Source organism: Streptomyces sp. NPDC004721 (assembly GCF_053601495.1).
Genome location: NZ_JBSGBZ010000072.1, coordinates 1 through 18,355, shown reverse-complemented (window position 1 = coordinate 18,355; position 18,355 = coordinate 1). Strand labels below are relative to the sequence as shown.

The 18,355-nt window shown below is 66.2% G+C and carries 25 protein-coding genes and 1 pseudogene; 7 read left to right on the top strand and 19 right to left on the bottom strand.

Annotated elements, in window-relative coordinates:
* Positions 1-4: 4 nt before the first annotated feature.
* From ACWEK3_RS37130 to ACWEK3_RS37095, 8 genes are all read right to left on the bottom strand, one after another.
* The gene (locus ACWEK3_RS37130) at positions 5-328 is read right to left on the bottom strand and encodes a SpdD-like protein (RefSeq protein ID WP_453251732.1); all 324 of its coding nucleotides are present in this window, start codon (positions 326-328) and stop codon (positions 5-7) included.
* A gap of 21 nt (positions 329-349) precedes the next feature.
* Positions 350-505: a hypothetical protein gene (locus ACWEK3_RS37125; RefSeq protein WP_453251731.1), complete on the bottom strand. Its 156-nt coding sequence runs from the start codon at positions 503-505 to the stop codon at positions 350-352.
* A 12-nt stretch (positions 506-517) separates the two neighbouring features.
* Positions 518-709 (bottom strand): mobile element transfer protein, encoded by a 192-nt coding sequence (locus tag ACWEK3_RS37120; RefSeq protein WP_344569109.1) that lies wholly within the window; start codon positions 707-709, stop codon positions 518-520.
* A 1-nt stretch (position 710) separates the two neighbouring features.
* Entirely contained in the window at positions 711-905 is a 195-nt protein-coding gene (locus ACWEK3_RS37115; RefSeq protein WP_398230168.1) for a hypothetical protein, read from the bottom strand.
* A 21-nt stretch (positions 906-926) separates the two neighbouring features.
* A complete protein-coding gene (locus ACWEK3_RS37110) occupies positions 927-1,640 on the bottom strand; it encodes a DUF2637 domain-containing protein (RefSeq protein WP_453251730.1) in 714 nt (237 codons plus the stop codon).
* Between the two features lie 84 nt (positions 1,641-1,724).
* A complete protein-coding gene (locus ACWEK3_RS37105) occupies positions 1,725-3,080 on the bottom strand; it encodes an FtsK/SpoIIIE domain-containing protein (protein ID WP_453251729.1) in 1,356 nt (451 codons plus the stop codon).
* A 3-nt stretch (positions 3,081-3,083) separates the two neighbouring features.
* Complete coding sequence (locus ACWEK3_RS37100; protein ID WP_390828640.1) at positions 3,084-3,437, bottom strand: SCO3933 family regulatory protein; 354 nt, start codon at positions 3,435-3,437, stop codon at positions 3,084-3,086.
* A 139-nt stretch (positions 3,438-3,576) separates the two neighbouring features.
* On the bottom strand, positions 3,577-4,356 hold the full coding sequence (locus tag ACWEK3_RS37095; protein WP_453251728.1) for a GntR family transcriptional regulator: 780 nt from the start codon (positions 4,354-4,356) through the stop codon (positions 3,577-3,579).
* A gap of 18 nt (positions 4,357-4,374) precedes the next feature.
* Between ACWEK3_RS37095 and ACWEK3_RS37090 the strand changes: the two genes are divergently transcribed.
* Entirely contained in the window at positions 4,375-4,839 is a 465-nt protein-coding gene (locus tag ACWEK3_RS37090) for an NUDIX hydrolase (protein ID WP_453251727.1), read from the top strand.
* A 492-nt stretch (positions 4,840-5,331) separates the two neighbouring features.
* Positions 5,332-6,312 (top strand): PIN domain-containing protein, encoded by a 981-nt coding sequence (locus ACWEK3_RS37085; protein ID WP_453251726.1) that lies wholly within the window; start codon positions 5,332-5,334, stop codon positions 6,310-6,312.
* 671 nt (positions 6,313-6,983) lie between these two features.
* Here ACWEK3_RS37085 and ACWEK3_RS37080 read toward each other — a convergent pair.
* From ACWEK3_RS37080 to ACWEK3_RS37070, 3 genes are all read right to left on the bottom strand, one after another.
* Positions 6,984-7,628: a hypothetical protein gene (locus tag ACWEK3_RS37080; protein ID WP_453251725.1), complete on the bottom strand. Its 645-nt coding sequence runs from the start codon at positions 7,626-7,628 to the stop codon at positions 6,984-6,986.
* Between the two features lie 607 nt (positions 7,629-8,235).
* Positions 8,236-9,066, bottom strand: coding sequence for a hypothetical protein (locus ACWEK3_RS37075; protein ID WP_453251724.1), 831 nt, complete (start codon positions 9,064-9,066; stop codon positions 8,236-8,238).
* Between the two features lie 20 nt (positions 9,067-9,086).
* Positions 9,087-10,607 (bottom strand): AAA family ATPase, encoded by a 1,521-nt coding sequence (locus ACWEK3_RS37070; RefSeq protein ID WP_453251723.1) that lies wholly within the window; start codon positions 10,605-10,607, stop codon positions 9,087-9,089.
* Between the two features lie 424 nt (positions 10,608-11,031).
* Between ACWEK3_RS37070 and ACWEK3_RS37065 the strand changes: the two genes are divergently transcribed.
* A complete protein-coding gene (locus ACWEK3_RS37065; protein WP_453251722.1) occupies positions 11,032-11,589 on the top strand; it encodes a GIY-YIG nuclease family protein in 558 nt (185 codons plus the stop codon).
* Positions 11,590-11,768: 179 nt separating this feature from the next.
* Here the strand turns inward: ACWEK3_RS37065 and ACWEK3_RS37060 are convergent, their stop codons facing one another.
* Positions 11,769-12,416, bottom strand: a complete 648-nt coding sequence (locus ACWEK3_RS37060; protein ID WP_453251721.1) for a hypothetical protein — start codon at positions 12,414-12,416, stop codon at positions 11,769-11,771.
* 237 nt (positions 12,417-12,653) lie between these two features.
* Here ACWEK3_RS37060 and ACWEK3_RS37055 point away from each other — a divergent pair, with 237 nt between their 5' ends.
* Positions 12,654-13,139 carry a hypothetical protein gene (locus ACWEK3_RS37055; protein WP_453251720.1) on the top strand — a complete coding sequence of 162 codons (486 nt, stop codon included), beginning with the start codon at positions 12,654-12,656 and terminating at the stop codon, positions 13,137-13,139.
* 197 nt (positions 13,140-13,336) lie between these two features.
* Here ACWEK3_RS37055 and ACWEK3_RS37050 read toward each other — a convergent pair whose 3' ends face one another.
* Positions 13,337-13,636 (bottom strand): hypothetical protein, encoded by a 300-nt coding sequence (locus ACWEK3_RS37050; RefSeq protein WP_453251719.1) that lies wholly within the window; start codon positions 13,634-13,636, stop codon positions 13,337-13,339.
* A 111-nt stretch (positions 13,637-13,747) separates the two neighbouring features.
* Between ACWEK3_RS37050 and ACWEK3_RS37045 the strand changes: the two genes are divergently transcribed.
* Positions 13,748-13,870 (top strand): hypothetical protein, encoded by a 123-nt coding sequence (locus tag ACWEK3_RS37045; RefSeq protein ID WP_361413246.1) that lies wholly within the window; start codon positions 13,748-13,750, stop codon positions 13,868-13,870.
* A gap of 351 nt (positions 13,871-14,221) precedes the next feature.
* On the opposite strand, the gene ACWEK3_RS37040 is transcribed toward ACWEK3_RS37045, so the two are convergent.
* From ACWEK3_RS37040 to ACWEK3_RS37020, 5 genes are all read right to left on the bottom strand, one after another.
* Positions 14,222-14,524, bottom strand: a complete 303-nt coding sequence (locus ACWEK3_RS37040; protein WP_453251718.1) for a hypothetical protein — start codon at positions 14,522-14,524, stop codon at positions 14,222-14,224.
* A gap of 2 nt (positions 14,525-14,526) precedes the next feature.
* A complete protein-coding gene (locus ACWEK3_RS37035) occupies positions 14,527-15,252 on the bottom strand; it encodes a GntR family transcriptional regulator (RefSeq protein ID WP_453251717.1) in 726 nt (241 codons plus the stop codon).
* Between the two features lie 7 nt (positions 15,253-15,259).
* Entirely contained in the window at positions 15,260-15,484 is a 225-nt protein-coding gene (locus ACWEK3_RS37030) for a hypothetical protein (RefSeq protein ID WP_453251716.1), read from the bottom strand.
* Between the two features lie 199 nt (positions 15,485-15,683).
* Positions 15,684-15,995, bottom strand: a complete 312-nt coding sequence (locus ACWEK3_RS37025; RefSeq protein WP_453251715.1) for a hypothetical protein — start codon at positions 15,993-15,995, stop codon at positions 15,684-15,686.
* Between the two features lie 12 nt (positions 15,996-16,007).
* On the bottom strand, positions 16,008-16,286 hold the full coding sequence (locus tag ACWEK3_RS37020; RefSeq protein ID WP_453251714.1) for a hypothetical protein: 279 nt from the start codon (positions 16,284-16,286) through the stop codon (positions 16,008-16,010).
* Between the two features lie 78 nt (positions 16,287-16,364).
* On the opposite strand from ACWEK3_RS37020, the pseudogene ACWEK3_RS37015 reads away from it, so the two are divergent.
* Both ACWEK3_RS37015 and ACWEK3_RS37010 read left to right on the top strand, forming a co-directional pair.
* Positions 16,365-17,121, top strand: a pseudogene (locus ACWEK3_RS37015) (GntR family transcriptional regulator).
* Positions 17,122-17,171: 50 nt separating this feature from the next.
* Positions 17,172-17,369 (top strand): hypothetical protein, encoded by a 198-nt coding sequence (locus tag ACWEK3_RS37010; RefSeq protein WP_453251713.1) that lies wholly within the window; start codon positions 17,172-17,174, stop codon positions 17,367-17,369.
* 99 nt (positions 17,370-17,468) lie between these two features.
* Here ACWEK3_RS37010 and ACWEK3_RS37005 read toward each other — a convergent pair whose 3' ends face one another.
* Entirely contained in the window at positions 17,469-18,014 is a 546-nt protein-coding gene (locus tag ACWEK3_RS37005; protein WP_453251712.1) for an SMI1/KNR4 family protein, read from the bottom strand.
* Between the last annotated feature and the right edge of the window lie 341 nt (positions 18,015-18,355).

Sequence of the window (18,355 nt, the reverse complement as noted above, 5' to 3'; positions counted from 1 at the left end):
CCGCTCAGCGGCGCCGGTTGTCGGCGCTGATCAGGGAGCGGATCACCAGGGCGCACACGGCGACCGAGGCGCCGGTGATGGCGACCGCGAGGAGCATGGAGACCAGGACCGCGCCGACGACCAGGACCACGGCGGTGCCGCCGCCGACCAGGGCGAGCGCGGTGCCGGGCGTGAGCTGGACCGTGGGCCGGGACGAGGTCGGGACCGGGGCGACGGGTGCCGGCGGCGGGGCCGGGGTGCCCGGGGTGATGGTGGTCGGCTCGACGACGGCGGGCGGGGTGACCGTGCCGGTGGGCTGGGGCATGGTCGGGAGCTTGGGCCGGAACATCAGCGTTTCTCCTTTCGCGGGTTACTTGACGGCGGTGTCGATGACCGGGGCCAGGAGGCGGTCGGCGAGGAGGTAGCCGCCCAGGAGCAGGACGGCGACGAGCCACCAGGGCGGGCGGATGAGCTTGACGCCGAGGGCTCCGACGCAGAGCAGGGCGAACCAGAGCGGGACGTCCATGGCGGTGGCCTCCTAGCGGACCTTGCAGCGGTGGGTGCGGGCGGCGAGTTGGGCGGCGGACTGGCTGGTGTAGTCGGCGGACCAGCCGCAGCCGTCGGAGCTGCACACGGCGGCGTGCTTGGTGGTGCCGTGGCGGTCGCGGTGGGTGCCGATCTGCACGGGGCCGATCCGCATCACGGAGTGGAAGAAGTCGCGGGCGGGCATGTCAGTCGGTCTCCTCTCGGGTCGTGGCCGGGTTGGGGAAGCTGGCGCGGATACCGGCGGCGGTGGCCGGGTCGGTGGTGCGTCGGGCGGCTTCCTCGGCGAGCAGGTGGGCGAGGTAGGGCCGGTTGGCGGCGGTCATCTCGCGGGCGCCGTCTAGGTAGTCGGCGGCGGTCAGGTCGGCCGGGTCACGCGTCATCGGCGTTTCCTCTCTTCCTGGTCAGGCGAGTTGGGCGGCGATGGCGTCGGCCAGGTGCGGTGGGACGCCGAGGCGGGCGCGCAGGGTGTCGGTGTCGATCCGGTTGCCGGTGCGGGCGTGGTGGTCGTCGGCGACCTTGCGGGCGTGGTCGACCAGCGCGGCCGGGACCGGCACGGCCGGGGGCGGTTCGGCTGTGGGCAGGGCCGGGGTTTCCTCGGGCGCGGGGACCGCGACGGGTTCGGGTGCCGGGTCCGGCTCGGAGACGGTGGCCGGTTCTTCGGTGGCCGGTTCTTCGGCGGCCGGTTCGGGCTCCACCTCGGGCACGGGCTCCGGGTCCGGGGTGGCGGGTGCCGGCGGAGCCGGGGAGTGGTCCGTGGGTGAGTGGGCGAGGAGGGTGCCGCCCATGAAGGCCAGGGCGGGCCAGGCGGCGACGAGGATGCGTAGCCAGGCGGGGACGTCGTTCAGGTCGAGCAGTCCGGCGGTGGCGACGTTCGCGCCGAGCGAGGCGACCAGGGCGATGAGGAACCAGCACCAGGCCAGCCGGGACGGGCCGTCGGTGCGCAGCCGTCGCCAGGCGGCGACCAGCAGCAGGTCCACCGAGATGGGGTAGGCCCAGGCTTTCCAGCCGTCCTGTCCGGCTGCGGCGGCGAGGTCGTGCAGGTGGGCGAAGGAGAGCGCCCCGGCGATGACGGCCTGGACGAGCACGGCGTCGATGCGGAGAGCGGGGCGGGCCATCACGGCTCCTTCCTGTGATGAGGCATGGCGGGGGTAGGGACTTGGCGCGAAGGGCGGTCGCGTCAGCCGGAAGGTGAGGGTGGGTCAGGCGGTGGCGGGGGCTGTCTTGGACAGCGGCACGCGGGCCGAGGGCAGCGAGGCGACTGCGGGCCGGTAGGCGGCTAGGGCGGGCAGGTCGGGGGTGTGGTCGGCGTACTTGTTGCAGAGGTTGACGGCCTGGCGCAGCGAGGTGTGCGGGGCGCGGATGCGGTGCCAGCCGCCGGTGGAGTCCCCGGCGATGGCGATACCGCGCGTCTCGGCCGGGATCTGGATGGCGGCCAGGACGGCGTCCGGTGAGATGTCGCCGAAGGCCATGTTGGCGGAGGTCTCGTCGTTGACGCGGTGGGCGGTGCGGCCGGTGAGCTGGGCGCGGAGCATGGTGATGCCCTTGCCGAGTTCGGAGCCGAAGCGCTGGCCGCAGATCTCCAGGTAGATGCCGGCGGCGCGGCCGAGCTGGGCGAGGCGGACCAGGGCGGTGATGATCCGGTCCCGGCGCTTCTCCTCGTCCTTGGTGGCGAAGAGGGCGAGTTCGGCGACCTCGTCGACCAGGACGACCACCGGCACCGGCCGCACATCTTCGGGCAGGTCCCAGATGTCGGCGGCGATCTCCGCATCCGGCACCGCGACACTGATCCGTTGCTCAGCCCGGATGAGCTGATACACCTCCTCCATGTGGGACACCAGTGCCTCCAGCAGCTCCAGCGCGGTGTCCGGGTTGTCGGCAAGGGCGGAGAACCGGCGGGCCAGCGGGAACAGCTCCACCCCTTGCTTGCAGTCGATGCCGACCAGCGCGACATCATGCGCAGCGAGCCCGGCCACGAGGTTGCGCTGGTAGACGGACTTGCCGGATTCCGTGGCCCCGAGGGTCAGGCCGTGCGGGACGGCGCGGTAGTCGCGGTAGTGGACTGAGCCGTCCTCGCGCAGCGCGACCGGGACGCGCATCGGGCGGGTGTCGAGGCGGGCGGGCATCTGGACCCGCTTGAGCACGTCGTAGCCGGTCATCCGTACCTCGACGACGCCCGAGCGCAGCTCACGGGAGGTCACGCCGTACATCGAGAAGGAGTGGCGCAGCCGGTCCGAGGCGGCGGCGACGTCGAAGGCATCCTGTCCCGGGCGCAGTCCCAGCCGCAGGACCAGGCCGGTGCGGGTGGGCCGCAGCCGCAGGATGCGCGGTGGACGGGACTCCGGCGCCGGACGGTTGGCCATCCGGGCCAGCGTCAGGCGCCAGCGCGGGGGCGGGACCGTCAGGCCGCAGGCGTCCATGACCGTGGCGTAGCGGATCAGGACCCGCAGGACGGCGAGGGTGACCCCGAAGGTCAGCCAGTACCAGGCGGGGTGCCGCCACCGCAGGAGACCCGCAGCGGCGACGACCACCAGCAGTAAGACCGTCGGCCACGTCACGGCTCAGGCCGCCTTCGAGGCGGAGCCCGCAGCGGCCAGCGAGGTGACCGCGACCGCACGGAAGGCGATCCCGTGCCGCTTCTGGCCGTTGAACTCGTTCTCCCACGCCGAGGCGACCAGGCCGGTCAGGGCCACGGGAGTGCCCATGGTCAGGTCCTCGGAGACGCCGGGCTGCGGGACGGTGAGCTTGAGGATCTCGACCTCGTCGGGCGTGGAGAACATGACCTCGACGACCATCAGGGTGACGCCGTCCTTGTCGGTGGCGATCTCACCGGTCCGGCGGTCCTTCACCTTGGGCTGCGGGGCCTTGGCCACCATCACGGTGGCGTTGGAGGTGTCGACGGGGATCTGACGCACAGCGGATCACTCCTCTATAGAGGTTGGACTCCGTCACTCATGTATAGGAGTGACATGAAGAAGAGTGCATCACTCCTGTACATGAGTCAACCCGTCGCGGCTTCGAAGTCACGACGGGTCGCGGGGAGTTGAGCGGGCGTCAGTCGGTGGCAGGGATCCGGTACTCGAAAACGAACTGGTCAGCGGCCATGAGCGTGTCGCAGACCTCGACCGCGAGCCCTGTTGTCGTGCGAGCCTCCCGGATCAGGTGAACTACCGGCGCACCAGGGCTGAGTGCCAGCTCGGACGCCTCCGCCTTGGAGGCCGGGCGAGCTTGCAGCGTCTCGACGAACTCGGCGAACTCATGCCCGTGGTCTTCGAGTCGGGCGTAGATGCCACCGCCGCCGGGGTTCTCGGCGAACAGTTCCGGGATCTCCTTCACGACGTCCCACGGGAGGTATGAGGTGGCGGTCTCGACCGGAGTGCCGTTGCGGAAGTAGAGGCGCCGCCGGGCGAGCACCTGAGTGCCGGCGGGGACGCCGAGTCGCCGGGCGGCGTCCTCGGGGGCCTCCATGGGGCCGATGTAGAGGACGCTCACCTTGGCCGTGGCCCCGGACTGTGCAGACTCCGCGAGGTATGCGGCCTTGCCGCCCTGCCGGAGTGAACGCCGGAAGCGATCGGAGGAGCGGTGCCGCACCGGTGGCCGGTCCTTCACGATCGAGCCCTTGCCGTGCCGAGTTTCGACGAGCCCGCTCGCCCGCACTTCGACCATGGCCTTGCGGATCGTGCCACCCGAGACGCCGTAACGCTCCACCAGCTCCGACTCACTCGGCACCATGTCGCCAGGCTTGAGCACACCCGCCCGGATCTGCTGCACGATCTCGTCGGCGATCTGCACGTATCGAGGTCCGGACCTGCCCCCTCCTACTGCGGTTCCCATAGTCCTTCTCTGCCTCCTATGCTCCTGTATATGAGTCAACCACAGGAAGCAACGTCACCGCCGCTGCACTCCGTATCTGTGGCAGGAGTGGTGGTGCGCGAGGACGGGCGCCTCCTGGCGATCCGCCGGGCTGACAATGGCACCTGGGAGCTCCCCGGCGGCGTACTCGAACTCGACGAGACCCCCGAGGCCGGCGTCGCCCGCGAGGTCCTGGAGGAGACAGGCATTCACGTCGAGGTGGACGAACTCACCGGCGTCTACAAGAACACGACCCGAGGCATCGTGGCCCTGGTCTTCCGCTGCAAGCCCTCCGGCGGCACCGAGCGCACGTCGAGCGAGTCGACAGCTGTCTCCTGGCTCACGCCCGACGAGGTCAGCGAGCGCATGTCTGAGGTCTTCGCGATCAGGCTCCTAGATGCCTTGGACGGCAACGGCCCGCATGTACGGAGCCACGACGGCAAGCAACTCATCCCAGCGGGATAAGACTTTCCCTACTTCATCAAGGCCCGCGCACGGCGCGGGCGCGCGCCGCCTCTGCGGCGCGGCCTGCCTCCTGTCTTCGCCCCGGCTGGCCGCGCCCGGCGGCGCGCTACGTGCAAGCGGGCGAGGGCGGGGATCATCCGCGGGCACAAGATGGTGCCTCCGGCGGGGGATCGGCCGGCACCGGGAGCACGGGGCACCGTCGCCGAGTGCGCGTCCGTGGGTGGCAACAGGTGGTTGGGGCTTCCGTCCCGTACACCATCGACCCAGGCAGAGCCGAGCAGACGCGGCCCAGGGGCGTCAAGGTCGTTCGTACAGTGGCGCGCTCCACCTTGACGCCCCTGAACCACGCCCGCTCCACGGTGTGTGGGTCGACGGCGTACGGGACGGAAGCTGGGGGCGAGCAGTGGCGAGCGCCGCACAGCGGCTCAGCACACCGCTACACACTCCCGAATTTCCACAGCGCTCAGCCGAAGCCTCCTCTAACATCCTCCTGTGCTTCGATTGCTGATTGATACTTCGGTTTGGCTCAACATCGCCAAGCGGCGCGACGGCCAACAAATCATCGTCCCGTTGCGCGTCCTCCTCCACCAGAAGAAGCTCGAAATCCTGGTTCCCGCGCTCATATTGGACGAGTTCGATCGGAACCGACCGCGGGCCGAAGCAGCAACGACGCAAAGCGTAAAGGAGAGATTCCGACTCCTACGCCAAGACTTGCAGGATTACGGCGACGATGAGGCACAAAAATGGATCGCCGAAATGGTTCACCAAATCCCGCACGCGAGTGCGCGGTCTTTGCAGAATTTTTCTGAAATTTCTGAACTACTTCGCCGCGGAACCCTCCTTGAGCCGAACACAGAAAATTATGCGGCAGTCGTTCTAAGGGGGCTCGAAAAGAAGGCTCCACTTCACCAGGACAAGAACAGCGTTGCCGACGCACTTCTGATCGAGCAGTACACCTCAGCACTAAGCGCCGACAAGGAAGGGTGCAACGAGTACGTTTTCGCAACATCCAATTACACAGATTTTTCCACCCCGAAAGGGGATCGCCGGAAACCACACCCAGATCTGGCGGAACTATTTGATCCAGGTAACTCCCACTACGTCTACGATGTTGACGGCCTGGTGAAACTGCTGGGAGAGAAGCTGGGTAGCGACTATCTCGACGAAGCCGAAGAGGTAGATTTCATTCAGTCGGAAATGCCCACTAGATCCCTAGCGGACATACTCGCGGCCCATGAAGAGTACTTCGACAAGATTTGGTACGGCCGAAGCCTGATACATGAGGACGAAGCCAGGCCGGGAATATCCGAGTCCTTGAAGGACACGATCTTGGCCGCCAGACGAAGAGTCGAGGAGAAGTATGCCCCTGAGGAACTCCCCCCAGTGAATGACTGGGAATGGGGTTTCATGCATGGCAAGCTATCCGCTCTACGCTGGGTCCTTGGAGATGAATGGGACTTCCTTGATACGTGACGCACCGAAGCAACCTCATCTGAATCGACGAGCGACCACCGAGGTCCGTTTCAGCATGTCGCTCCGCGGAGTGATCGAACTCCGAAAGCGGTACTCACCCGCCAGCCAGCTCAGGGCAGGGGAGAGAAGCCGGCGGACTGGTCGAGGTGAAACGGCGAGCCCGCGCGAGTGGGCACCCAACCCTGTCGTAGGGCGGATGCAATGGCATTGGCGACATCGGAGGACAGTACCGGGTTACCCAGGCCTCCAAGCCAGTTGCTGAGGTGAGGCTGGTTCGTGGTGACAACGAGAGTCGTCCCGGGACAATCCGCATGCTCCACGGCGTAAGTGCACGGCGACCAGCAGAGCGCCTGGCTGTAGGTGGGTCTGCGTCGCAGCCGCCAGCGGTAGACCGTGCCGTCGACGACTATGCGCCGTGCTCCCTTGCGCCCCAGTGCCATATCTGCCCCCTTCGATCCTGGGATGCTAGCGGACCTAGCTCAACGAAGGCCCGGTGCGATATTCGGGCCGTCTCTGGGCCGTCCAAGGTCAGCCGACATCGACCAACAATGACAGAAGCCCACGGCATCTGAACTGGTCAGAGCCGTGGGCTTCTTCAGTCTCGCTGGTCAGCGGAGCCGGTGATCAGTAGACCGGCTACTGATCGCAGTGGCCAGCACTCGCCACGTCATTTACTTCAAGGCCCGGTCTACTTCGGCGGTGTACTTCGAGCAGTACACGGGTGGAGCCTCGATGACCATGACGCGGCCCGCGTTGTCGGGGTACGCAGCCTGCATGGTCTCCAGCACTGACTTCGGGCTATCGCCGGAGTCGAGCAGAGTACACACGAGCCGCCCTTGAACACCGAGATCATCCTCAGCGACTGGCTCCAGGTTCGGCACCTGTGCCTTGACGGCAGCAGCGTAGCGGGAATCCTGGTCAACGGACGGATCCGTGGCTTCAGATGGCGATGTTGAGTGGGAGGGGCTTACACCCTCCCCGCTTGGCGGAGCGGCCGGCAGGCCGCACGCCTCTCGGCTGGCTGCCACCGTAAACCAGACAGGTTCCTTGCTGGCGTCCTGCTTGCACACGATCCAAGAGTCGTACTTGGAGCCGCTTCGAAGGTTTGACCTCGTGTCCTGGAAGCCGAACACAGTGCCCGTTCCGCTGAGGGCGTTCTGCGTGTCTTCCTTCGTCCGACCGATAAAATTGGCAACTGACGGGGCAACATCGGTGGATTCCGTCTGCTCCTTTTCGTCGGCACCGGATGGCCCCGTAGCGCAACCCGTGAGTCCTGCGATGAGAACGGCGCATACTGTGACGAGCTGCTTACGCACTGCATTTCCCCGAACGTGATCGTCAAGTCGGTATCTGGGCACCGTAGCGAACGGTACGGAGGCTGGGGGGCTGGTTGCGTACTCTGAGCCAACTTTCCTAGCCCCCCGGACAAGAGTGGTTGAACTGAGTGCAGTCGGAACGATGCCGCAGCTGCCCGGCGACAGTGACGGCAACCGTGGCGGCAACGACGATGGACGGCAGCAGCGCCCAGCAGTCCTGAGCGGCACCGGCAAGGCCGCATCAGGGTCGCCCACCATGGCGCGCCCGCATCTTCTAAGCGCCGGGTCGCATCCCAGGTGAGTGTCTAACTGCGTGACAACGCCGACGCACAGCGGCGGACGAGCGCGGACGGCTGTGGACGCTCGCAGCAGGTAAGAGGCCCACCGACCCATGGTCGGCCACCCGCGCAAGTTCCTTCGGGACGAAGAGGTCGTGGGTTCAAATCCCGCCACCCCGACGTTGGACACAGGCCCATTCACGTGACCGTGAATGGGCCTGTGTCTTGCTCGGGGGGCCAAACAGAGGGCCAAACGAGATTGATCAGGCCACCGCGTCACCTGCTTCCTGTTATTCCACGCCCTCCGCTTCCTGAATTTGCAGGCACGGTTAGGGGCTTTCGAGGACTCCGCGGTGGAGGTACCAGGAACTGTCGGCCAATCCGTAGCGCAGGGCTGTGTCCCAAGCATTGAGGCCATGGGTGCTGGCGTGCTGCTCGGCGTCCTCTTGCAAGTGTGCGATCAAGGCCGGCACGCCGCTCTCGCGGCGTATCTTCTGGTGCAGCCACTGGTTGGCGGTCACCACGGATATGCAGAACTCGGCATAGCGCTGTGCCAGCTTAAAGGTGCGGAAGTGGTATTCGACGCGGGCACGCAGTTCAGCGTCCCATTCAGGCAGGGCCTGGATGCGGAACTGCACGGGCCAACTCGTGATGTCCGCGAAAAGATAGCGTCCGGTCTGCCCGGGGCGGTCGTAGTAGGGATGGAGGGTGCGCTGGCTGGCGGTGGCACCGATCCGGTCGCCTTTCATTTGGTTGCATTTGCCGCATGCCGGCACCAGGTTGACCGGACAAATCGTGTAGAGCGGGAGCATGTCCTTGGGCAGATGATGGTCGAGCGAGCTGATCTCACTGTTGCCGCACAGGAGGCAGCGCCCGTACGGAGCGCGGGCCTTGAGCTCGTCGTACTTCATCCTCCCGTCTTTACGCCCGACCAGCCCCGCATTGTAGAGATTCCTCAGGTGCGCCCCATCGCGGTCGGGCAGTAGATCCTCGGCTTTCCGGGCAGTGATGGCGAGCCTGTAAAGGTCGTTGTCCTCGGCGGCGTCGATGTAGTTCTGTTCGGCTGCGGACAAGTCCTCTTCGCGGGCCAGAAGCCGTATTCTCAGGACGGAGTTCCGCAGTCTCTTGCAGGCGGCGGTCAGTGTGTCTTTGACCGTCATCACGGGAGGTTCGACCGGAATCATGAGGTTCTGCCGTGAGGACGGGAGGTGAGGACACGCAGCAGGCCACGGGCTTCGCTGCCCAGGGATTCGAAGCCTGCCAGAATCTCTTGATAGCTGCGTCCCTCGTCGACCTCCTTGGCCAGGGCCGCATAAAAACCGGTGGCAGTGGACTCGAGGCCGAAGGCTTCGTGAGTGAGAGCGCTGACGTTCTCACCGTAGGTTTCCATTAGCGGCCGCTCGGCTTTCAGGACATTGCCATAGCGGCGTAGCTTGTAAACGCACGACTTCGGCACCTCCTGCAGGACGACCGGTGAGTGCGTGGCCACGACCGCCATCCCGTTGACGTCGGACAGGAAGTCGGACAGCGCACGGATGAACGCCGACAATAGTGGTGGTTGCAGGTGTGCTTCGGGTTCGTCCATGAAGACGACCGTGCGCTCGGTTACCTCCTGGACCAACCGCGTCAAGGTCAGCAAAGCGATCTTGTGGCCAGAGCTCAGCGGCGCAAAGAGTCGTACCGCAGCGGCCTTGAACCGGCGGTCAGAGCCCTCGGACAACAAATCTTCGAGATCGCCTGCGTAGTCATCCAAGAAACCGGACTCCGGATAACTGAGCGTGGCCAGGACCTGCTCCCACCGGCTACGACGGGCACCGATTCGGGCCGTGGCGAGACTCTCGGCGAATTCCGCGGACAGGTCTTCGCTCGTCTTCAAGCGCTGCGGCTCCTCACCGTCTCGCAGCCCGATGTAGGCGAACCCCGCGGGCGCATCCGGGTGATGGAGCAACTCATCGAAGGCACTGAAGGAGACCAGCACCACGTTCGGTGTGACCTGGGCTGCGCGGGCAGCGAGCTGGGTGACCTCAATGCTCCCGGACGCCACCCCATCGGCCATCGCACGCATCATGGTGGTCTTGCCCACTCCATTGCGGCCGATCAAAGCATGCACGTTGCTTGGCGGCAGCGAGGCGGGACTGGCACGGAAGCTTAGTGTAGGTGGTTCGTACCCTGAACCTTCAGGCAAGGGAGGCACGTAGTCCCACTGGAAGTCAACGACCCGATCGCGGCCGCGGGCAATGAGGTGGAGGCGCTCCAGCTCCGCGCGCGGATGACGGACGTCGCGCATCAGAGAGTCTGTGAAGACTCTCAGATCCCATACGCGTTCCACGAAATCTGGGCTGTAGTCGTAGGCCACATCCCGCAACGCGGTCAGAATGCTGGTTCTGTCGTAAGTACCCAGCTTTCTCAGCGACTCGTAGTAAGTGTCATCGATGCCCAGGCTGAAGTAATCCTCACCGAGCGACTCGAACCGGCGCGGCAGGCGTTCTTCAGTCCGACGGAAATCGTCATGGCGGCCTGACCCCATCTCGAGATGGCCGATTCGTACACCACCGATGGACTTCGCAGCTCTCCTGCGATGCTTGATGCCCAGCTTGTACAGCGTCACGAAGCCGTAGTCATTCCAGCTGTCCGGTACTAGGTAGGCTCCGCTGTAGTCCGCAGGCAAATCCCGTAGCCGCTCCACCACGACGAACTGCATGATGCCCTCCCATGACCACCCCAGGACCCCATGAGCTGGAGTCCTCGCCGGCCACGGTAGTCGTCGCCCCACGCTCATCTCACGGATACCCGATACATGAGGTCCGGGCGGCTTGTGAATGTAGCCCGATCGCAGCCAGCGGTGAGACGCGTCCACACCGGCCTCCACGGACGCAGACACGGCAGCACCCGGGCCGACAGGATGACCTGGCTCGTCATCATGGAATGACTGGCCAGACGGGCTTACGGGGCACTCGGGAATTGGAGCCGGCACTCAATGACAAAGGCCCACACAGACGTGAACCGCTTCGTTACAGGCGGGCTTACCACGTGGGGTGGTACCGCGACCTCCGCAGTTCTCAATCGACGGTGAGAGCGGATCGCTGTCAGCGGCAGCAAGTACCCTACGGCGATCAGGTCGACGCATGGGAGGCTCCATGGCAGCTACTGCTCTCACGAATCCCACTCGGTTGTGGACGGCGCAGGAGGTCTTGGACCGGTCGAACCCTGTCCCCGCGGCATCCGGCGTGTACGGGTGGCACTTCGAACAGGCACCCCACCCGGACCTGGTTGCCGGACGCCTGCTCTACGTCGGCATAGCACCGCGGTACATGGCAAACCGGACCAGCACGCAGAATCTTCGGAACCGCGTGCGCTACCACTTCCGGGGCAACGCCGAAGGGTCAACACTGCGGCTGTCTCTCGGCTGTCTGCTCGACCTGGAGCTGCGACGAGTGGGCAGTGGCAAGCGGCTGACGTTCGGCCAAGCCGGCGAGGCGAAACTCAGCCAGTGGATGGCGGACAACGCTCGCGTTTGCTGGGTAGAGCATGACGAGCCCTGGACGCTGGAGTCAGAGCTCATCTCGCAACTAGACCTGCCTCTGAACCTGGACCAGAACGGCCACAATGCCTTCCACGCTCTGCTCAAGGCGACCCGAGCCAGAGCACGGCAGCGGGCCAGGGAGCTGCCCATCAGCTCATAGAGGCCCGCAGCCTGACATCACCGGTTGACATCAACGACGACGGACCGGAGCGCACAGGGGCAGTCACGACCCGGAAGCTGATGCAGCCCCACGGCGCGTTGCCCAATGTGGGTTGGGTCGGCGATCGAACTCCTAAAGCGGTGGTCGGCGGCACCCCCCTTCGGTGGCAGGCGGTACGCCTACTCGAAAGTCGGAGCCGCTGCCACCAGCATGCTGCTGATCGAGCCTGTGTCGGCGGCGGCGCTCGTGGGATCGATGCTGGATTCCTCCGCGACCGTCGTGGCCCAGCAATCCCCCCAAGTGGCTGCCCAGTCGCCGGCCAGATCGCTGTCGGGATCGAGATCCTCGGGCTTGCCCGTGATCCCGTAGGCATCGAGGAGTCGTCGCTCCACGCCGAACGGTTCGCCCATGGCGAGCTCCGGGTACTCACTGATCCAGCGCCTGAGAATCCGTCCGCGTTCGGCGATCAGCCACGCATCTCCGTCGTTCTGCTCACTGTGGAAGAAGAGTTGGGCCTTACCGAAGAGCGCGCTGAAATCTCGGCACAGGTTGGTGACGTGCGCCGTCTGCTGTGTATGGGGCAGGCCGAAGTACGGTCCGATGACCAGGGTCCACCCCTGCATGGGCGGAGTGAGGACAACGGTGGAGAACGGCTCCTCCTCGTCGTGCGCCACCTCATCGATGAGTTCCACACCGTCGGCCCAGCTTGTCTCCTGTACCTCTGCCAAGCCGAGGGCCTTCACCACCGCCGCCTGATCGACAGTCTCGACCGCGAGCCATGAAAGCCAACAGGCGCGTATGAGCGGTGCGGAATCAGATATCCCCATGGCGTGCATCGTAGAGGCGTAGACGTTCGCCGACCTGGGGCCGTCTCTGGGCTGTCCGAGGCCGCTCGACGGTGGCCGACGATGACCAATGACGACCCCTCAGGCGTCCATCAGTGCCGCCCTGAACAGCGAACACCCAGCTCACCAAGATCCCCGACAAGACCCAGGGCAAGAAGAAGCCGAGGCCACGACAGCAATCGGCTGGCCAGGACGTCTCGTCGCACCCACGATGGACGCATGGACCGGTTGCAACAAAGCGCTTGGCAGTACGTGGCGGAGGTACTCCCAACCGAGGAGCTCCCAATGCTGGCTGCTCATGCGCTCGTCGACGGGCGTGATTCCCCTGCCCTGCGCGAACTGGCTGGCCTGCCGCGCAGGAGCGACGAGACCGAGATCCGTGAACTGTACGTCCAAGCCCTGCACGAACTAGGCATCCCCATTCCCGACGAAGAGGCAGCCGGCCGATACCTCCTCGTGAACCTCGCGTTCGGTCTCGCAAAAGGCGAGCTGAGCCCCAAGGACGTGGCCGACCGGTTGTCAATGACGGTCGCAGCCCACACCCAGGAGGAGACACGGTTCCTCTCCGTCGCAGCGGACTACAGCGAATGGATCGGCCCCGACGAGCTCCCGGCATGGGAGAACGATCTGAGAACCGCGGCCCACTCGTTGACCACCTCCACCGATCTCGGCCCCGGCGTGCCGGGTCCGCAGCGCGACTCCTGAACGTGCTCCCGTGCCAAACCCGTGCCAGATACTGCGGGGAACCACGGGGAACAGCGGTCACCCACCCAGCACGCCCTCAGGTCATGATGCCGCTCCGCAGCAGGTCAGCAAGCCTATCGACCCTGTAGAACCCAAGCTTCCCAAGCTGAGGACGCCGATCCGGGGTGCTGACCGTGGAGGTAGGGGCCGCCACCGACTCACGCTTCGGCGTTGAGCGCCTTTCGGGCTGCCTGCTGGAAGACCTTTCCGGGTTCTCGTTTGGCTGCCACCGCTTCCATGTATTTCTCGTCAAACTCGGCGAGGTTGCCGCGACCTGCTACGCGAGCCGCTTCGTGCCAGGCGACTGCCGCCTGGTCCAGCGCGTACATGGCGCGCCGCAGGTCTTCAGCCGCCCCTGCCACAGGGCCAGGTCCCGCGACTGCAACGGCGGCTACCGCCGCGCTGAACGGCGCCCATGCCGCATGCGCCTCCACGGCTTCCGCCTCCCACTGCTCCATCGTGGTGCCGTTTGTGCGGAGCCGAACCGCAACCCTCCACCAGCGGGCCGATACCTGCTTCGACGCACTGAGGCATGCGCTGTACGCCTCCCGGCGCACCTCCTCCAACCGGTGCTGCTGGTCTATTCGCTGCTGGCGTTCCTGCTGTCGAGCTTGACCAACGAGTGTGAGCCAACCGCCCCCGGCACCACCCAGCATGCCGATGGCCGCACCAACCACTGCCGCTGTCCCTGAGTCCATGTGACGGAGATACCCGCCCGACAGTTCCAACCACAACCGCAGGAACGAGCTCCTCGCCCGCGCTACGCGGCATCCCGGTCAGTTCATCGGCCGGAGCAGTAGCGAGACCGAGTGAGCACCGCCGATTTCCGACAGGCAAGGCAGTTGCTGCACAGCAGGCAGGTACAGCAATCACCGTGATCGCAACCACCCGACAACGGCCCTCGAAGGCCGCCTGACCAGCCCACCAGACCTCAATGGCCGACATGACGGGATGGGGAGAGGAACGGGCGGGTGACCGGGCTCCTCTCCCCGTGGATGTGGAACGGAAGTCGTCGTCGGCAGGCGCCGTTTGGGGCCGCCGCTTCAGGAGCGGTGAGGTTCGCCGCCCAGCAGGAGGTGACCGCGGCTGGTCGCAACGCGGAGCACGTCCCGCAAAGCCCCGGTCAGTTCCTTCGCCAACCGTCGCAGGTCCTCCGGGTCCGCGTCCTCGTCGTCGAGAGCTCCCGAGGCCTGTTCCAGCAATTCGGCCGCCGTGCCGAGTTGGACCGCTTCGATGTTGTCCGCCAGGCGGGACATGAAGCCGTCCCTGTCGTCGGTGCTCAGGTAGCAGGGTTTGCCCTCCGGTCCCGACCACGGGAGGAGGCGCAGTTCGTTCGGTGCCGTCATCCTTACGTCTGCCTCTCATCGATCACGTGGTGGGTGGTGAAGACCGCGTCGACGCGATCGCCGGGGAACACCAGGAGCGCGGCTTCGACGACTCGCCCGGTGGAGTCGGTCGCGATGCGTGTGATCGCGAGGACTGCCGCTGCGGAGCTGGTCCGGAGGGTCGATGCTTCGTCCGGTGTCGGTGGGCGGGCACAGACCGTCTCCCGGACAGCGGCCGGCGGCGGGCCGAGGACGGCGAATCTCGTGACCGCTTCCCAGCACGACGATTCGTCGTCGAGTACACCGGCCGGTGCCAGGTCGCGCGGGACGTAGATGCGGGCCAGTCCGTGCGGTGATTCTCCCTCGTGGCTGATGCAGCAGAACTCGGCGACGGCGCTGCCGGTTGGCACGTTCAGCAAGGTCATCAGATGCCCGTCTGCCTGGACCGTGGTGCTGCGAACGGTGACGCGCAGAGCCGCATCAGCGGCGGTCCACGGGTCCAGCGTCCCCCATCCGCCGACGTACATGATCTTGCGGAGTGGACGACGGACGAAGTTTCCCTTGCCGTGGATCTTCTCGATGAGGCCTTCACCCTGGAGGACCGCGAGGGCACTCCGCAGTGTCACCGTGCTGACCTTGTACCGGTCGGCGAGGCCGGCCTCGGACGGCAGGCGTTCGCCGGGCTTGATGCGGCCGGTCGTGATCTGGTGGCGGAGATCGTCGGCGATGTCGTGATGGCGAGAAGACACGGACCGATCACCGCCTTCTCAGCGGCCGCGCGGCGACGAGCCGCGTTCGCGTGTGCATGGTCAGCAGCTCGCCCGACTCGAAGAGGAGTTGCTTGGCGCCTTGTGGGAGTTGGAAGAGGTCCCTCACCCGGCAGGATTGGCCGCCGAGTTGGATGATGTCGCCGCGCTGCACGGTGGTCGCGGTGACCTCGATGTTGGAGACCAGCGCGCCGCCGAGCGCCCGTTCGCTCACCGCTTCACCTCCGCAGTCGTGGACCGGTCGAACGCCGAGTGGCACGGGCAGTCGCACGCCTCGTAGACCACCGGGAGGTCGACCGGCGCCGAGGCCGGGGAGGACTCCGCGCAGGCAAGGTGCGTTCCGATCCGGCATGCGGTCGATCGGTAGGGGACGGCCGAGGTGTCTGTGAGGTAAGGCCGTTGGCGAGGAGGCATCAGTGGGCCCCCGCGAGGGCCGACCAGGCGTCGGCCGGCAAATGGGGAGCGACGACCACTGAGCGCGTCCGCACGCGCTTCTCCCAGGCCAGCACGTACGGGCGGACGAGAGCGATCTCCTCGCCCGTGAGCGGGTGCGGGTGGTTCGCGCTGTCGGAGGCCCACCCGAGGATGACGGTCGCCCCGTCAGCGGACGCGGAGGAGGCGGGAGCGGCCAGCGGCCGGGCGGGTGTTAAGGGGCGGCGGTGCCTGCCCTTGGGGATGTACCGCGCTCTGGTGAGCCAGACGGCACGGCGGATACGGTTGAGCACGCTGCTCAGCTCCTATCGCTGATGGCTCGGTCCCCCGACATCGCCCGTCGTGGGGACCGCTTTGTGTACGACCGCCCAGAGGGTGCGGCCGTTCAGGCTGGTGGCGAGGAGCCCGAACCGATCGGCCTCGGCCACCACTTCCAGGACCTCCCGCCATGACTCGGCGGAGAGCGATTCCGGCACCTCCGCTTCGACCGACGCGTGTCGGGGGTGTTCCTCCACTCGCGTGAGAAGCCCGAGGGCGGACAGCCGGGCGGCGATGGCCGCCGCGCTAACTCCCGAAGCGGGCACAGGGCAGCCTCCGTCACCGGCGATCACTTTAAGTAAAGCTAGTTAACTAGATTAGGGCTAGTGGACTAGATTTTCCATATGCCTGAGCAGCCGCCCTATCTCCGCATCGCCGACGAACTCCGGCGGCGGATCGCGGAGCACGAGTGGGAACCGGGAGACCGCCTGCCCTCCCGCGCCCAGATCGGCCAGGAGTGCGGCGTGGGCGAGAACGTGGTCCGCCGGGCGCAGGAGTTGCTGATCTCCCAAGGCGTGCTGGAGGGCCGCGCCGGTTCGGGCACGTACGTCGCCGAGCCCCGAGAACGCGTGCGCGTGGTCCGGTCGTCGGCGCGTGAGCAGCCCCGAAGGGTCGCCGTTCCGGGCGGACATGAAGGCCGTCGGCAGGCAGGGCGATTGGGAGAGCCGGACCGATGCCAAGGTGCCGGCACCGGCAGAGATCGCGGCGCGACTGGGCATCGCCGAGGGCGAGCTGTGCGTCCGGACGACGTACGAGTTCCTGGCTGACGGCAGGCCGGTGCAGTTGTCGACGAGCTGGGAGCCGTACGACCTCACCGCCGGCAGTCTCGTCGTCCTCCCCGAGGGAGGGCCGCACGCCGGGTCGGGTGTCGTGAACCGGATGGCCGCGATCGGGATCACCGTCAGCCACGCCGTGGAGCAGCCTGAGCCCAGGCAGGCGACCGCCGAAGAGGCCTCACTATTGGGCATCCAGAAGGCCGCCCTGGTTACGCACATCCGGCGGACGTACTACAGCGACCAGGGGCGTCCGGTCGAGACGGCGGACATCGTGGTGCCCGCGGCTCACTGCGAGATCGTCTACGAGATCCCGATCAACCGTTAGCGAGACAACTCCGCCTTAACATCCGGTCCCTCGGCTCGTACCGTGACCGCATGCGCAACGAGAGGCACGATGAGCGGCTGTCGGACGTGGAGTTGGAGCTGTTTCTCCAGTACCTGCACGGGTTCGCGAACCATGACCTGGATCTCTTCACCCTCATGCAGGTGGGCGACCCCGAGTACCCCGCCTACGTGACCCTCTCGAGGAGTCCTGTCGAAGGCGTCGATCCCACGGCCTACCGGCGGCCATAGGGGAACTTCACGCAATTTCGTAGCCGCAGCGTCAACTTCCCCACGCGTAGGTTCGAGCCGGATGCCCCCGGCGTGTATCGGGCTCTGTGGGGGTACTGATCAGCCCCACCAGCCCTCGCCGGCGTGCCAACGTTGCACCCATTCCAGGAAGCCGACCGGCTCCGGCATCGGATACGGGTAGGCGCCAACTTCGGTGACCACCCAGACCTTGCCTCGTTGGGGACCAGTCACGACCAGGACCCAGTAGGAGGGGCCGTCGTCGGCACCGAGCACGATGGAGCCGTGGTTGTAGACGTCGGCGACGCGCTCGTCATGGTCGTCGGCGAGGGGTTCTCCTTCCCAGGCCCAGGCCTCCCGGAGCGGGAACGGGGCGGCCGGATCGCGGTCCCTGTCGTACGGCCAATCGGGAGGGAGCCAGCCCAGAGGGAGGAGGCCGCCATCTTCCGGCGGTCCGAGGGACGACCCGTTGGTGATCTCGGCGATCAGACTCCGGTACGGCTCCGGAAGCACGACTCCGTGCTCGGATTCCCACGCGGAGACGCCATCGTGTCCCAGTGCCGGCTCGCGCCACTCCGTTGCAATGGCGGAGCGCAGGAACTCCAGGGTGGCCTCGGCAGGACGCTGATCAGGTGATGTGGTTGTCACGGCGGCATGCTTGCAGAAGGGACTGACAGGGCTTCTGCGAGGCCACCGAGCTCGAACGTTGAGCAGGGAAGCTGACCCTGCCGCTGAGGGAGTGCGCGAACGTCGACTCCTTTGCGAGCGGTGGCTATCTACGAGTAATCCGGGCGCTGTCGAATGCGTGTCAAAGTCGGGCGACAAGCCAGCAACGCGGCGGGGAGCTGCCCAGGTCAGAGACCGATTGCAGGCACACAAGCAAAGCGCCTTCTAAGCTTGATGTTTAACCTCGGCGGTTCACCTGACCCGCTGATCTTGGTTCGTTCCCGGGACAGCAGGACGGCCGTTCTTCACGCTTCGAGGTGTCG